The following is a 16,017-nucleotide window of genomic DNA, read 5'->3' on the forward strand; positions in this document are numbered from 1 at the left end:
AGAACAGAAGTATTTCAGAAAACCCTCGCGCAAAAGCACGAGGGTTTGCAGGAGGGGAAGATTAGCCGGTATTACGCATACCTGCCGCAATCCCGGCAATAGTGACCATTAACGCCTGTTCGACGCGAGGATCCGGTTCCTGGCCTTCTTTTTCTGCCTGGCGGGAGCGGTGCAGCAACTCGGCCTGCAATACGTTCAGCGGGTCGGTGTAAATATTCCGTAGCTGAATAGACTCTGCAATCCACGGCAGATCGGCCATCAGATGGGAATCGTTGGCAATCGCCAGCACCACTTTGATGTCTTCTTCTTGCAGATTGCGTAACTCTTTACCTAACGGCCACAGTGCTTTGTCTACCAGACGTTGATCATAGTACTCCGCCAGCCACAGGTCTGCTTTGGCGAAGACCATCTCCAGCATGCCGAGACGCGTCGAGAAGAATGGCCAATCGCGGCACATAGCCTCCAGCTCGCTCTGTTTGCCATCTTCGACCACTTTTTGCAGTGCCGTACCTGCACCCAGCCAGGCGGGGAGCATCAGGCGGTTTTGCGTCCATGCAAAAATCCACGGAATGGCGCGCAGCGACTCGACGCCGCCAGTCGGGCGACGTTTCGCCGGACGTGAACCCAACGGCAGTTTGCCCAGTTCCTGTTCCGGCGTAGCGGAGCGGAAGTAAGGCACAAAATCTTTGTTTTCACGTACGTAGCCACGGTAGAGATCGCAGGAGATGACTGACAGTTCATCCATAATGCGACGCCAGCTCTCTTTCGGCTCAGGTGGTGGCAGCAGGTTGGCTTCCAGAATCGCCCCGGTGTACAGCGACAGGCTGCTGACGGTGATTTCTGGCAGACCATATTTAAAGCGGATCATCTCGCCCTGTTCAGTCACGCGCAGGCCGCCTTTCAGGCTTCCTGGCGGTTGTGACAGCAGCGCCGCATGAGCAGGTGCGCCGCCGCGACCAATGGAACCGCCGCGACCGTGGAACAACGTCAGTTCAATACCCGCTTTTTCGCAGGTTTTGATTAATGCATCCTGTGCCTGATATTGCGCCCAGGAAGCCGCCATCACGCCCGCATCTTTTGCTGAGTCGGAATAGCCAATCATCACCATCTGTTTGCCCTGAATCAGGCCGTGATACCAGTCGATATTCAGTAGCTGAGTCATGACATCGTTGGCGTTGTTCAGGTCATCGAGAGTTTCAAACAGCGGAGCAACCGGCATCGCAAAGCCGATACCCGCTTCTTTCAGCAGCAGGTGGACAGCCAGCACGTCGGACGGCGTTTTCGCCATCGAGATCACGTAGGCGGCAATGGAGCCTTGCGGTGCTTCGGCAATCACCTGGCAGGTATCGAGCACTTCGCGCGTTTCGGCGCTTGGTTGCCAGTTGCGCGGCAGAAGCGGACGTTTGGAGTTCAGTTCGCGGATCAGGAATGCCTGTTTGTCGGCCTCTGACCAGCTTTCATAATCGCCGATGCCGAGATAGCGGGTCAGCTCGCCCAATGCTTCGGTATGGCGGGTGCTCTCCTGGCGGATATCAATGCGCACCAGCGGTACGCCGAAACATTTCACGCGACGCAGAGTGTCGAGCAGATCGCCGTTGGCGATAATACCCATGCCACATGCCTGAAGGGACTGGTAGCAAGCGTAGAGCGGTTCCCACAGTTCTTCGTTTTGTGTCAGCAGGCCTTCTGGTTTTGGCAGTTCTTCGCCTTTCAGGCGCGCTTCCAGCCATGCCTGTGTCGCCATCAGGCGAGAACGCAGGTTTTTCATCAGATAGCGATACGGTTCTGCGGCACCTTCTTCGCCGACCAGCGCCAGCAGTTCAGGGGTTGCTTCAACCATCGACAGTTCAGAAACCAGCACCTGAATATCTTTCAGGAACAGATCGGTGGCTTTCCAACGGCTGAGCAGCAGGACGTGGCGGGTGATATCGGCCGTGACGTTCGGGTTGCCGTCGCGGTCACCACCCATCCACGAGGTAAAACGCACCGGAACAAATTCGACGGGCAGTTTGTAGCCGAGGTTCTCTTCCAGTTGTTCGTTCAGTTCGCGCAGGTAATTCGGTACGCCTTGCCACAGGCTGTTTTCTACTACAGCAAAGCCCCATTTGGCTTCATCTACCGGGCTTGGGCGCAGCTTACGGATTTCATCGGTATGCCATGACTGGGCGATTAACTGGCGCAGGCGACGCATCAGCTGGTTGTGTTCGTAGTCAGCGATATCTTTGTTATCGAGCTGTTTTAAACAGGCGTTCACTTCCACCATTTTGTGGATCAGTGTACGACGGGTAATTTCGGTTGGGTGAGCCGTGAGGACCAGTTCCAGCGACAGCGATTCCACTGCTTTTTTGATGGTGTCTTCGCTCAGTTCCGGCTGGTTTTTCAGTTTACGCAGGGTGCGGGCGATCACTTCCGGGTTGCTGGCAGCTTCGCCTTTCGGCGAAATGCTGTGGTATTGCTCGGCGGTGTTGGCCAGGTTCAGGAACTGACTAAACGCACGCGCAACGGGCAGCAGCTCGTCGTTCGACAAATTTTGTAAGGTGGTGAGCAACTCCTGGCGGTTAGCATCATTGCCAGCGCGTGAAGATTTCGACAACTTACGGATAGTTTCTACGCGTTCAAGAATGTGTTCTCCCAACGCATCCTTGATGGTTTCTCCCAGCACTTTGCCGAGCATACTGACATTACTACGCAATGCGGAATATTGTTCGTTCATATTACCCCAGACACCCCATCTTATCGTTTGATAGCCCTGTATCCTTCACGTCGCATTGGCGCGAATATGCTCGGGCTTTGCTTTTCGTCGTCTTTTATAAAGCCACGTAAAAGCGGTGACGTCAAATGCTGCGAAATCGCTTCAGCAAACGAATAAATAGCAGGAATTTACGCCATTAAATTCACGACGCTTTAAATAAGCGTAACTTATGGGAATGTTAAAAAATCTCCTCAATTAACACCAAAGAGTTATGAGTTGTAGTTACCATTTGGGCATCATTTGAGATTGCTGACAAACTCGCTTACGGGTCAGTATGGGCACGGTTTTCCCCTCACCCTAACCCTCTCCCCGAAGGGGCGAGGGGACTGTCCGTGCGCTTGCATGGCTTTGTCATCAGCCTGATTTGCTTTTTTAATGCCAGCAAAAATGGTGAATTACCTGGGTTATCAGTTCGCGGGTGGGCTTGATAAACCGTGTTTCCAGATATTCATCAGGTTGATGAGCCTGATTAATTGAGCCAGGGCCCAGAACCAGCGTCGGGCATAACGTTTGAATAAACGGCGCTTCGGTACAGTAATTCACCACTTCGGTTTTTGCTCCGAGCAATTTCTCAACCACTTCAACCAGTTGATGATTCGGTGGGCATTCATAGCCAGGGATCGGCGGATGCAGCTCGTCGACCGTCAGACGACCCGGCCAGCGTTCGCTCACCGGAGCCAGCGCATCGTTGAGTAGGCCATTAAGTTCATTGAGTGTCATGCCCGGTAGCGGACGAATATCCATATGCAATTCACAGCAAGCGCAAATACGGTTAGATGCATCGCCACCGTGAATATGCCCGAGGTTGAGCGTAGGGTATGGCACGGTAAACGCGTCGTAGTGATAGCGTTCTTTCAGGTTATCGCGCAATTGCAAAATATGCCCGATGGCGTCGTGCATCAGTTCGATAGCGTTAACTCCGCGTGCTGGATCGCTGGAGTGGCCCGACTGGCCCTGAATACGGATGGCGTTAGAGATATGACCTTTATGTGCGCGTACCGGTTGTAGTGACGTCGGTTCGCCAATGATGGCGCAATCCGGGCGCAGGGCGGTAGTTTCGGCAAAATAACGCGCTCCGGCCATACTGGTTTCTTCATCGGCAGTCGCCAGAATGTAGAGCGGTTTTTTCAGTTTCGTGACGTCGACATCGCGTAGCGCATCAAGGATAAACGCAAAAAAGCCTTTCATGTCGGCGGTGCCTAAGCCGTAAAGCTTGCCGTCATGCTCCGTCAGTGTAAACGGATCGCGCGTCCAGCGTCCGTCATCAAATGGCACCGTATCGGTATGCCCCGCCAGCAACAAACCGCCAGCCCCCTGTCCGCAACTGGCCAGCATATTAAATTTGTTGCGAGTTCCTGGCACAGGCTGCACTTCCACATTGAAGCCTAAATCTTTAAACCAGTCCGCCAGCAGAGTGATTAAATCTGCATTGCTTTGATCGAGTGCCTCTTCCGTGGCGCTTATTGAAGGTGTGGCAATCAGAGCACGGTAAATCTCGATAAATGGCGGTAATTTGTTTTTCATTGTTGACACACCTCTGGTCATGATAGTATCAATATTCATGCAGTATTTATGAATAAAAATACACTAACGTTGAGCGTAATAAAACCCACCAGCCGTAAGGTGAATGTTTTACGTTTAACCTGGCAACCAGACATAAGAAGGTGAATAGCCCCGATGTTGAATACGCTGATTGTGGGTGCCAGCGGCTACGCTGGCGCAGAGCTAGTGACCTATGTAAATCGCCATCCGCATATGAACATAACCGCTTTGACTGTTTCAGCGCAAAGCAATGATGCGGGAAAGTTAATCTCCGATTTGCATCCGCAGCTAAAAGGCATCGTTGATCTGCCGTTGCAGCCGATGTCGGATATCAGCGAGTTTAGCCCAGGGGTGGACGTGGTGTTTCTCGCCACCGCCCATGAAGTTAGCCACGATTTAGCGCCGCAATTTCTTGAAGCCGGCTGCGTGGTGTTCGACCTTTCCGGCGCGTTTCGTGTTAACGACGCCACCTTCTATGAAAAATATTACGGCTTTACCCATCAGTATCCGGAACTGCTGGAACAGGCAGCCTACGGTCTGGCCGAGTGGTGCGGTAATAAATTAAAAGAAGCGAACTTGATTGCCGTGCCAGGCTGTTATCCGACGGCGGCACAGCTGGCGCTGAAACCGTTGATTGATGCCGATCTTCTTGACCTCAATCAGTGGCCGGTAATCAACGCCACCAGCGGCGTGAGCGGTGCAGGACGTAAGGCAGCGATTTCAAATAGTTTTTGTGAAGTTAGCCTGCAACCGTATGGCGTCTTTACCCATCGCCATCAACCAGAGATCGCCACACACCTCGGTGCTGACGTTATCTTCACCCCGCATCTGGGCAATTTCCCGCGTGGCATTCTCGAAACCATTACCTGCCGCCTGAAACCGGGTGTGACCCAGGCGCAAGTCGCGCAAGTGTTACAGCAGGCGTATGCCCATAAACCGCTGGTGCGACTGTATGACAAAGGCGTTCCGGCGCTGAAAAATGTCGTTGGGCTGCCATTTTGCGATATCGGGTTTGCCGTTCAGGGCGAACACCTGATTATTGTGGCGACCGAAGACAACTTACTGAAAGGCGCGGCGGCACAAGCGGTACAGTGCGCCAATATACGTTTCGGCTATGCGGAAACGCAGTCTCTTATTTAAGGGTGCAATGATGAATCCATTAATTATAAAACTGGGCGGCGTACTGCTGGATAGTGAAGAGGCGCTGGAACGTCTGTTTAGCGCCCTGGTGAATTATCGTGAGTCACATCAGCGTCCGCTGGTGATTGTGCACGGCGGCGGTTGCGTGGTGGATGAGCTGATGAAAGGGCTGAATCTGCCGGTGAAAAAGAAAAACGGCCTGCGGGTGACGCCTGCTGATCAGATTGACATTATCACCGGAGCACTGGCGGGAACGGCAAATAAAACCCTGCTGGCATGGGCGAAGAAACATCAGATTGCGGCCGTAGGTTTGTTTCTCGGTGACGGCGACAGCGTCAAAGTGACCCAGCTTGATGAAGAGTTAGGCCATGTTGGACTGGCGCAGCCAGGTTCGCCTAAGCTTATCAACACATTGCTGGAGAACGGTTATCTGCCGGTGGTCAGCTCCATTGGCGTAACAGACGAAGGGCAACTGATGAACGTCAATGCTGACCAGGCAGCGACGGCGCTGGCGGCAACGCTGGGCGCGGATCTGATTTTGCTCTCCGACGTCAGCGGCATTCTCGACGGCAAAGGGCAACGCATTGCCGAAATGACTGCCGCGAAAGCAGAACAACTGATTGAGCAGGGCATTATTACTGACGGCATGATAGTGAAAGTGAACGCGGCGCTGGATGCTGCGCGCACGCTCGGCCGTCCGGTAGATATCGCCTCCTGGCGTCATGCGGAACAGCTTCCGGCACTGTTTAACGGTATGCCGATGGGTACGCGGATTTTAGCTTAAGTTTTGTTAGCCGGAGGCGCAGCTTTCCGGCATTGAATTTCAAAATAAGGAAACAGAGTTATGGCACTTTGGGGCGGGCGTTTTACCCAGGCAGCAGATCAACGGTTCAAACAATTCAACGACTCACTGCGTTTTGATTACCGTCTGGCGGAGCAGGATATTGTTGGCTCTGTGGCCTGGTCCAAAGCCCTGGTAACGGTCGGGGTGTTGACCGCAGAAGAACAGGCGCAACTGGAAGAGGCGCTGAACGTGCTGCTGGAAGATGTTCGCGCCAGGCCACAACAAATCCTTGAAAGCGACGCCGAAGATATCCATAGCTGGGTGGAAGGCAAACTGATCGACAAAGTGGGTCAGTTAGGCAAAAAACTGCACACCGGGCGTAGCCGTAATGATCAGGTAGCGACTGACCTGAAACTGTGGTGCAAAGATACCGTTAGCGAGTTGCTGACGGCTAACCGGCAGCTGCAATCGGCGCTGGTGGAAACCGCACAAAACAATCAGGACGCTGTGATGCCAGGTTACACTCACCTGCAACGCGCCCAGCCGGTGACGTTCGCGCACTGGTGCCTGGCCTATGTTGAGATGTTGGCGCGTGATGAAAGCCGCTTGCAGGATGCACTTAAGCGTCTGGATGTCAGCCCGCTAGGCTGTGGTGCGCTGGCGGGAACGGCCTATGAAATCGACCGTGAACAATTAGCAGGCTGGCTGGGATTTGCCTCAGCGACCCGTAACAGTCTCGACAGCGTTTCTGACCGTGACCACGTGCTGGAACTGCTGTCTGCTGCCGCTATCGGCATGGTGCATCTGTCGCGTTTTGCTGAAGATCTGATTTTCTTTAACACCGGCGAAGCGGGGTTTGTCGAGCTTTCTGACCGCGTGACTTCCGGTTCATCATTGATGCCGCAGAAGAAAAACCCGGATGCGCTGGAGCTGATTCGCGGTAAATGCGGTCGTGTGCAGGGCGCGTTAACCGGCATGATGATGACGCTGAAAGGTTTGCCGCTGGCTTACAACAAAGATATGCAGGAAGACAAAGAAGGTCTGTTCGACGCGCTCGATACCTGGCTGGACTGCCTGCATATGGCGGCGTTGGTGCTGGACGGCATTCAGGTGAAACGTCCGCGTTGCCAGGAAGCGGCTCAGCAGGGTTACGCCAACGCCACTGAACTGGCGGATTACCTGGTGGCGAAAGGCGTACCGTTCCGCGAGGCGCACCATATTGTTGGTGAAGCGGTGGTGGAAGCCATTCGTCAGGGCAAACCGCTGGAAGATCTGCCACTCAGTGAGTTGCAGAAATTCAGTCAGGTGATTGACGAAGATGTCTATCCGATTCTGTCGCTGCAATCGTGCCTCGACAAGCGTGCGGCAAAAGGCGGCGTCTCACCGCAGCAGGTGGCGCAGGCAATTGCTTTTGCGCAGGCGCGGTTGGGGTAAGAACATTTATATGTACAAATTTGAGCCTGGCTTATCGCCGGGCTTTTTTATGGCAAAAAAAAGCGGATCCTGGAGATCCGCAAAAGTTCACGTTGGCTTTAGTTATTCGAGTTGAGAAACTCTCGAAACGGGCAGTGACTTCAAGGGTTAAAAGAGGTGCCGCTCCGTTTCTGTGAGCAATTATCAGTCAGAATGCTTGATAGGGATAATCGTTCATTGCTATGCTACCTATCGCCATGAACTATCGTGGCGATGGAGGATGGATAATGAATATTCGTGATCTTGAGTACCTGGTGGCATTGGCTGAACACCGCCATTTTCGGCGTGCGGCAGACTCCTGCCACGTTAGCCAGCCGACGCTTAGCGGGCAAATTCGTAAGCTGGAAGATGAGCTGGGCGTGATGTTGCTGGAGCGGACCAGCCGTAAAGTATTGTTCACCCAGGCGGGAATGCTGCTGGTGGATCAGGCGCGTACCGTGCTGCGTGAGGTGAAAGTCCTTAAAGAGATGGCAAGCCAGCAGGGTGAGACCATGTCCGGGCCGCTGCATATTGGTTTGATTCCCACGGTCGGGCCGTACCTGCTACCGCATATTATCCCGATGCTGCACCAGACCTTTCCAAAGCTGGAAATGTATCTGCATGAAGCACAGACCCACCAGTTACTGGCGCAACTGGACAGCGGCAAACTCGATTGCGTGATCCTCGCGCTGGTGAAAGAGAGCGAAGCATTCATTGAAGTGCCGTTGTTTGATGAGCCAATGTTGCTGGCTATCTATGAAGATCACCCGTGGGCGAACCGCGAATGCGTACCGATGGCCGATCTGGCAGGGGAAAAACTGCTGATGCTGGAAGACGGTCACTGTTTGCGCGATCAGGCAATGGGTTTCTGCTTTGAAGCTGGAGCGGATGAAGATACGCATTTCCGTGCGACCAGCCTGGAAACTCTGCGCAACATGGTGGCGGCAGGTAGCGGGATCACTTTACTGCCTGCGCTGGCTGTGCCGCCGGAGCGCAAACGCGATGGGGTTGTTTATTTGCCGTGTATTAAGCCGGAACCACGCCGCACTATTGGCCTGGTTTATCGTCCGGGCTCACCGCTGCGCAGCCGCTATGAGCAGCTGGCAGAGGCCATCCGCGCAAGAATGGATGGCCATTTCGATAAAGTGTTAAAACAGGCGGTTTAAACCGTTTAACGCGGCTACCCGATAGGCTTCCGCCATCGTCGGGTAGTTAAAGGTGGTGTTGACGAAGTACTCAATAGTGTTGCCGCCACCTTTCTGTTCCATAATCGCCTGACCGATATGAATAATTTCGGCAGCACGCTCACCAAAGCAATGAATGCCCAGAATCTCTTTTGTTTCCCGATGGAACAAAATTTTCAGTGTGCCCACGTTCATGCCGACGATTTGTGCACGTGCCAGATGTTTGAACTGGGCGCGGCCCACTTCATATGGCACTTTCATCGCGGTCAGCTGCTGTTCGGTTTTGCCCACAGAGCTGATTTCCGGGATGGTGTAAATGCCGGTAGGGATATCTTCAATCAGATGTGCGGTGGCTTCACCTTTCACCAGCGCCTGCGCGGCAATGCGCCCCTGGTCATAGGCTGCCGACGCCAGACTCGGATAACCAATCACGTCGCCCACCGCGTAAACATGCGGCTGTGCGGTCTGATACATGCTGTTGACCTTCAGCTGTCCGCGGCTGTCAGTTTCCAGCCCAATGTTCTGTAACGCCAGCGAATCGGTATTACCGGTGCGACCGTTGGCATAGAGCAGACAGTCAGCTTTCAGTTTTTTGCCCGACTTCAGATGCATGATCACACCGTCGTCACAGCCTTCGATCTTCTCGTACTCTTCGTTGTGACGAATCACTACGCCACTGTTCCAGAAGTGATAGGAGAGAGAATCTGACATCTCTTGATCGAGAAATGCCAGCAGCCGATCGCGGGTGTTGATCAGATCCACTTTTACATCCATACCGCGGAAGATCGACGCATATTCACAGCCGATCACTCCAGCACCATAGATAAGTACATGGCGCGGTTCGTGGTGCATGCTAAGAATTGAGTCGCTGTCGTAAATGCGTGGATGGGTGAAATCAACATCTGTTGGATGATATGGACGAGAGCCGCAGGCAATAACAAATTTTTCAGCGGTTAGTGTCTCGACGCTGCCGTCCGGGCAATCCAGCGCCAGCGTGTGCTCGTCAACAAAGCGAGCGTTCCCCTGCAATATTTCACAGTGATTACGTTCGTAAAATCCCTGACGCATGCGCGTTTGTTGATTAATCACGTTATCGGCATGGTTAAGGATATCGGCAAAAGAAGAGCGGAGCAGTCGCGAATGGTCGCTGTAAAGTGGGTTTTGATTAAATTCTATAATGCGGCTGACGGCGTGACGGAGAGCTTTCGACGGGATGGTACCCCAGTGGGTGCAACCGCCGCCAACATTTTGATAACGCTCGATAACTGCGACGCGCGCACCTTGCTTAACCAGGCCCATTGCAGCGCCTTCGCCGCCGGGGCCGGAACCTATTACTATGGCATCGTAATCGTAGGAATGTGGCATGGTAGGGCTTACCTGTTCTTATACATAAAAGCAACAGAATGGTAACATTTTATCGCGGGTAAGCCAATTGATCCCCGTCATTTATCTGGCTATATCGTGAGCGGCCTTTGCTTTGTCTGTTTCTTACTTTTGACCTGAACGTTTTATTGGATTTTTATCGACGATACTCTCCGTTTAAGCGGCAGGTTTCCGATGTACGTAAAAGAACCGGCCAAAGAATTGCAGTAAATATGTTTTATTGCGTTACCGTTCATTCACAACACTGGAGCAATCCAGTATGTTCATTCTCTGGTATAGTGCCAGCAGTACTTTTGGCAAGGATTCAGACATCGTGATGGGCGTAAGAGCGCAACAAAAAGAAAAAACCCGCCGTTCGCTGGTGGAAGCCGCATTTAGCCAATTAAGTGCTGAACGCAGCTTCGCCAGCCTGAGTTTGCGTGAAGTGGCGCGTGAAGCGGGCATTGCTCCCACCTCTTTTTATCGGCATTTCCGCGACGTAGACGAACTGGGTCTGACCATGGTTGATGAGAGCGGTTTAATGCTACGCCAACTCATGCGCCAGGCGCGTCAGCGTATCGCCAAAGGCGGGAGTGTGATCCGCACCTCGGTCTCCACATTTATGGAGTTCATCGGTAATAATCCTAACGCCTTCCGGTTATTATTGCGGGAACGCTCCGGCACCTCCGCTGCGTTTCGTGCTGCCGTTGCGCGTGAAATTCAGCACTTCATTGCGGAACTTGCGGACTATCTGGAACTCGAAAACCATATGCCGCGTGCGTTTACTGAAGCGCAAGCCGAAGCCATGGTGACAATTGTCTTCAGTGCGGGTGCCGAGGCGTTGGACGTCGGCGTCGAACAACGTCGGCAATTAGAAGAGCGACTGGTACTGCAACTGCGAATGATTTCGAAAGGGGCTTATTACTGGTATCGCCGTGAACAAGAGAAAACCGCAATTATTCCGGGAAATGTGAAGGACGAGTAATGAAACAAGCAAATCAAGATAGAGGTACGCTGCTGCTGGCGCTGGTGGCTGGCTTATCGATTAATGGTACTTTCGCAGCGCTGTTTAGCTCCATTGTGCCATTTTCTGTATTCCCGATTATTTCCCTGGTGCTGACGGTTTATTGCCTGCATCAACGTTATCTTAATCGCACCATGCCGGTAGGCTTGCCGGGTCTGGCTGCTGCCTGTTTTATTCTCGGCGTACTGCTGTACAGCACGGTAGTTCGTGCGGAGTATCCGGATATCGGCTCTAACTTCTTCCCGGCAGTACTCTCCGTCATTATGGTGTTCTGGATTGGCGCGAAGATGCGTAACCGTAAGCAGGAAGTTGCTGAGTAATCGGAATCATGCCGGATGCTGATGCATCCGGCATGGGTTTTACTTCGCGGTCAGTAATACGCCGCACTCCATATGGTGCGTGTAGGGGAACTGATCAAACAGAGCCAGACGTTCAACCTTGTGCGTCTGGCTTAATGTTTCCAGATTCTTGCATAACGTTTCCGGATTGCAGGAGATATACAGAATACGTGGATACGCCTGCACCATTTTCTCGGTTTCACCGTCCAGACCGCTGCGTGGTGGGTCGACAAAAATGGTTTCGCACTGATAACTCTTTAAATCGATCCCTTGCAGGCGGTTAAACTCGCGTACGCCATTCATCGCCTGAGTAAATTCTTCTGCCGCCATACGAATAATTTGTACGTTATCAATATGGTTAGCGGCAATGTTGTATTGCGCGGCAGCGACCGACGGCTTAGCGATTTCGGTGGCTAATACCCGATCAAAATTGCGCGCCAGTGCTAATGAAAAGTTACCGTTGCCGCAGTACAGCTCCAGTAAATCGCCTTTTGAGCCTTTGGTTACGTCCAGCGCCCATTCCAGCATCTGAATATTCATCGCCGCGTTCGGCTGGGTAAAGCTGTTTTCTACCTGACGGTAGATCATCTCTTTCCCTGCGACCGGCAGACGTTCATCGATGTAATCTTGATCCAGCTCGATTTTGGTTTTCGTTGCCCGACCAATCAGATGCACATTCAGATTCTGCGCTCGCAGTGCATCGCGCAGGGCTTCCGCTTCCTGACGCCACTCATCATCCAGCTTCTTATGGTACAGCAGGGAAACCACCGCCTGATTACTCAGCGTGGTGAGGTAATCAATCTGGAACAACTTGTGGCGCAGAACGGGATTATTACGCACACCCGCAATCATCGCCGTCATCAACTGGTTGATAAGTTCACTGGCGGCGGGGAAGCTATCCACGCGGATGCGGCTTTTGGTTTGTTGATCGAAAATGATGTGATACAGGTCATCGCCATCGTGCCAGATGCGGAACTCCGCACGCATCCGGTAATGACTGACCGGCGAGCGAAACACTTCCGGAACCAGGTCAGAAAACGGTGCCATCATACTTTGCAAACGTACCACTTTTTCGGCTAACTGCGCTTCATACTGTTCTGTTGGAAGGTGTTCGGGGGTCATGATGTATCCTGAAAAATTAAAGTACGCGGCGATTGTAGGGATTGCTCATCAGATGTCCAGATCTTGATGAATTCCTATTTGTGAGCTACGTCTGGACAGTAACTTGTTACAACCTGTAGCATCCACTTGCCGGTCCTGTGAGTTAATAGGGAATCCAGTGCGAATCTGGAGCTGACGCGCAGCGGTAAGGAAAGGTGCGATGATTGCGTTATGCGGACACTGCCATCTGGTGGGAAGTCATCATCTCTTAGTATCTTAGATACCCCTCCAAGCCCGAAGACCTGCCGGCTAACGTCGCATCTGGTTCTCATCATCGCGTAATATTGATGAAACCTGCGGCATCCTTCTTCTATTGTGGATGCTTTACAATGATTAAAAAAGCTTCGCTGCTGACGGCGTGTTCTGTCACAGCCTTTTCTGCTTGGGCACAGGATACCAGCCCGGATACTCTCGTCGTTACTGCTAACCGTTTTGAACAGCCGCGCAGCACTGTGCTTGCACCAACCACCGTTGTGACGCGTCAGGATATCGACCGCTGGCAGTCGACCTCGGTTAATGATGTGCTGCGCCGTCTTCCGGGCGTCGATATCACCCAAAACGGCGGTTCAGGTCAGCTCTCATCTATTTTTATTCGCGGTACAAATGCCAGTCATGTGTTGGTGTTAATTGATGGCGTACGCCTGAATCTGGCGGGGGTGAGTGGTTCTGCCGACCTTAGCCAGTTCCCTATTGCGCTTGTCCAGCGTGTTGAATATATCCGTGGGCCGCGCTCCGCCGTTTATGGTTCCGATGCAATAGGCGGGGTGGTGAATATCATCACGACGCGCGATGAACCCGGAACGGAAATTTCAGCAGGGTGGGGAAGCAATAGTTATCAGAACTATGATGTCTCCACGCAGCAACAACTGGGGGATAAGACACGGGTAACGCTGTTGGGCGATTATGCCCATACTCATGGTTATGATGTTGTTGCCTATGGTAATACCGGAACGCAAGCGCAGACAGATAACGATGGTTTTTTAAGTAAAACGCTTTATGGCGCGCTGGAGCATAACTTTACTGATGCCTGGAGCGGCTTTGTGCGCGGCTATGGCTATGATAACCGTACCAATTATGACGCGTATTATTCTCCTGGCTCACCGTTGCTCGATACCCGTAAACTCTATAGCCAAAGTTGGGACGCCGGGCTGCGCTATAACGGCGAACTGATTAAATCACAACTCATTACCAGCTATAGCCATAGCAAAGATTACAACTACGATCCCCATTATGGTCGTTATGATTCGTCCGCGACGCTGGATGAGATGAAGCAGTACACCGTCCAGTGGGCAAATAACGTTACCGTTGGCCACGGTAATATTGGTGCGGGCGTTGACTGGCAGAAACAGACTACGACGCCGGGTACTGGTTATGTTGAGGATGGGTATGATCAACGTAACACTGGTATCTATCTGACCGGATTGCAACAAGTCGGCGATTTTACGTTTGAAGGCGCAGCCCGCAGCGACGATAACTCACAGTTTGGTCGTCATGGAACCTGGCAAACGAGTGCCGGTTGGGAATTCATCGAAGGCTATCGTTTTATCGCTTCTTATGGCACGTCGTACAAGGCACCTAATCTTGGGCAACTGTATGGTTTCTACGGAAATCCGAATCTGAATCCTGAGAAAAGCAAACAGTGGGAAGGCGCGTTTGAAGGCTTAACCGCTGGGGTGAACTGGCGTATTTCCGGATATCGTAACGATGTCAGTGATTTGATCGATTATGATGATCACACCCTGAAATATTACAACGAAGGGAAAGCGCGGATTAAGGGCGTCGAGGCGACCGCCAATTTTGATACCGGACCACTGACGCATACTGTGAGTTATGATTATGTCGATGCGCGCAATGCGATTACTGACACGCCGTTGTTACGCCGTGCTAAACAGCAGGTGAAATACCAGCTCGACTGGCAGTTGTATGACTTCGACTGGGGTATTACTTATCAGTATTTAGGCACTCGCTATGATAAGGATTACTCATCTTATCCTTATCAAACCGTTAAAATGGGTGGTGTGAGCTTGTGGGATCTTGCGGTTGCGTATCCGGTCACCTCTCACCTGACAGTTCGTGGTAAAATAGCCAACCTGTTCGACAAAGATTATGAGACAGTCTATGGCTACCAAACTGCAGGACGGGAATACACCTTGTCTGGCAGCTACACCTTCTGAACCACGTCCCACCGTGCTGGTGTTTGACTCCGGCGTCGGTGGGTTGTCGGTCTATGACGAGATCCGGCATCTCTTACCGGATCTCCATTACATTTATGCTTTCGATAACGTCGCTTTCCCGTATGGCGAAAAAAGCGAAGCGTTTATTGTTGAGCGAGTGGTGGCAATTGTCACCGCAGTGCAAAAACGTTATCCCCTTGCGCTGGCTGTGGTCGCCTGCAACACTGCCAGTACCGTTTCACTTCCTGCATTACGCGAAAAGTTCGACTTCCCGGTTGTTGGTGTCGTGCCGGCGATTAAACCTGCTGCACGTCTGACGGCAAATGGCATTGTCGGATTACTGGCAACCCGCGGAACAGTTAAACGTTCTTATACTCATGAGCTGATCGCGCGTTTCGCTAATGAATGCCAGATAGAAATGCTGGGCTCGGCAGAGATGGTTGAGTTGGCTGAAGCGAAGCTGCATGGCGAAGATGTTTCTCTGGATGCGCTAAAACGTATCTTGCGTCCGTGGTTAAGAATGAAAGAGCCGCCAGATACCGTTGTACTGGGGTGTACCCATTTCCCTCTACTACAAGAAGAACTGTTACAGGTGCTGCCAGAGGGAACCCGGCTGGTGGATTCTGGCGCAGCGATTGCTCGCCGAACGGCCTGGTTGCTAGAGCATGAAGCCCCGGATGCAAAATCTGCCGATGCGAATATTGCCTTTTGTATGGCAATGACGCCAGAAGCTGAACAATTATTGCCCGTTTTACAGCGTTACGGCTTCGAAACGCTCGAAAAACTGGCAGTTTTAGGCTGATTTGGTTGAATGTTGTGCGGTCAGAAAATTATTTTAAATTTCCTCTTGTCAGGCCGGAATAACTCCCTATAATGCGCCACCACTGACACGGAACAACGGCAAACACGCCGCCGGGTCAGCGGGGTTCTCCTGAGAATCTCAACAGAGAAAAGCAAAAAAATGCTTGACTCTGTAGCGGGAAAGCGTATTATGCACACCCCGCGCCGCTGAGAAAAAGCGAAGCGGCACTGCTCTTTAACAATTTATCAGACAATCTGTGTGGGCACTCGAAGATACGGATTCTTAACGTCGCAAGACGAAAA

Annotated in this window: 12 protein-coding genes and 1 riboswitch; of the genes, 8 read left to right on the forward strand and 4 right to left on the reverse strand. The window is 52.2% G+C overall.

Annotation, left to right across the window (positions count from 1 at the left end):
- Positions 1–61: 61 nt before the first annotated feature.
- Positions 62–2,713 carry a phosphoenolpyruvate carboxylase gene (ppc, locus tag G434_RS08490; protein ID WP_016238970.1) on the reverse strand — a complete coding sequence of 884 codons (2,652 nt, stop codon included), beginning with the start codon at positions 2,711–2,713 and terminating at the stop codon, positions 62–64.
- Positions 2,714–3,124: 411 nt separating this feature from the next.
- Positions 3,125–4,276 (reverse strand): acetylornithine deacetylase, encoded by a 1,152-nt coding sequence (gene argE / locus G434_RS08485; RefSeq protein WP_001309894.1) that lies wholly within the window; start codon positions 4,274–4,276, stop codon positions 3,125–3,127.
- A gap of 153 nt (positions 4,277–4,429) precedes the next feature.
- Here argE and argC point away from each other — a divergent pair, with 153 nt between their 5' ends.
- From argC to oxyR, 4 genes are all read left to right on the forward strand, one after another.
- Positions 4,430–5,434 (forward strand): N-acetyl-gamma-glutamyl-phosphate reductase, encoded by a 1,005-nt coding sequence (gene argC, locus G434_RS08480; protein ID WP_000935365.1) that lies wholly within the window; start codon positions 4,430–4,432, stop codon positions 5,432–5,434.
- Between the two features lie 7 nt (positions 5,435–5,441).
- Positions 5,442–6,218: an acetylglutamate kinase gene (gene argB / locus G434_RS08475; protein ID WP_001362445.1), complete on the forward strand. Its 777-nt coding sequence runs from the start codon at positions 5,442–5,444 to the stop codon at positions 6,216–6,218.
- Positions 6,219–6,278: 60 nt separating this feature from the next.
- The gene (gene argH / locus G434_RS08470; RefSeq protein ID WP_001230087.1) at positions 6,279–7,652 is read left to right on the forward strand and encodes an argininosuccinate lyase; all 1,374 of its coding nucleotides are present in this window, start codon (positions 6,279–6,281) and stop codon (positions 7,650–7,652) included.
- 266 nt (positions 7,653–7,918) lie between these two features.
- Positions 7,919–8,836, forward strand: a complete 918-nt coding sequence (oxyR, locus tag G434_RS08465) for a DNA-binding transcriptional regulator OxyR (protein ID WP_001025939.1) — start codon at positions 7,919–7,921, stop codon at positions 8,834–8,836.
- Here oxyR and sthA read toward each other — a convergent pair.
- Complete coding sequence (gene sthA / locus G434_RS08460) at positions 8,819–10,219, reverse strand: Si-specific NAD(P)(+) transhydrogenase (RefSeq protein ID WP_001120810.1); 1,401 nt, start codon at positions 10,217–10,219, stop codon at positions 8,819–8,821. The genes oxyR and sthA overlap by 18 nt on opposite strands.
- Before the next feature lie 331 nt (positions 10,220–10,550).
- Here sthA and fabR point away from each other — a divergent pair, with 331 nt between their 5' ends.
- Together fabR and G434_RS08450 are read left to right on the forward strand one after the other, a co-directional pair.
- The gene (fabR, locus tag G434_RS08455) at positions 10,551–11,201 is read left to right on the forward strand and encodes an HTH-type transcriptional repressor FabR (protein WP_001309117.1); all 651 of its coding nucleotides are present in this window, start codon (positions 10,551–10,553) and stop codon (positions 11,199–11,201) included.
- A complete protein-coding gene (locus G434_RS08450) occupies positions 11,201–11,560 on the forward strand; it encodes a YijD family membrane protein (protein WP_000806411.1) in 360 nt (119 codons plus the stop codon). The genes fabR and G434_RS08450 overlap by 1 nt, the downstream gene beginning before the upstream one ends.
- A 39-nt stretch (positions 11,561–11,599) precedes the next feature.
- On the opposite strand, the gene trmA is transcribed toward G434_RS08450, so the two are convergent.
- Positions 11,600–12,700, reverse strand: coding sequence for a tRNA (uridine(54)-C5)-methyltransferase TrmA (gene trmA / locus G434_RS08445; protein ID WP_000187018.1), 1,101 nt, complete (start codon positions 12,698–12,700; stop codon positions 11,600–11,602).
- A 113-nt stretch (positions 12,701–12,813) separates the two neighbouring features.
- Positions 12,814–13,004: riboswitch (cobalamin riboswitch) on the forward strand.
- 64 nt (positions 13,005–13,068) lie between these two features.
- Between trmA and btuB the strand changes: the two genes are divergently transcribed.
- Together btuB and murI are read left to right on the forward strand one after the other, a co-directional pair.
- Positions 13,069–14,913, forward strand: coding sequence for a TonB-dependent vitamin B12 receptor BtuB (gene btuB, locus G434_RS08440; protein ID WP_000591367.1), 1,845 nt, complete (start codon positions 13,069–13,071; stop codon positions 14,911–14,913).
- Positions 14,858–15,715: a glutamate racemase gene (murI, locus tag G434_RS08435; protein ID WP_000201825.1), complete on the forward strand. Its 858-nt coding sequence runs from the start codon at positions 14,858–14,860 to the stop codon at positions 15,713–15,715. Before btuB ends, murI begins: the two co-directional genes overlap by 56 nt.
- Positions 15,716–16,017 lie beyond the last annotated feature (302 nt).

This window comes from Escherichia sp. KTE172, from assembly GCF_000408845.1.
Classification (GTDB): Bacteria; Pseudomonadota; Gammaproteobacteria; order Enterobacterales; family Enterobacteriaceae; genus Escherichia; species Escherichia coli.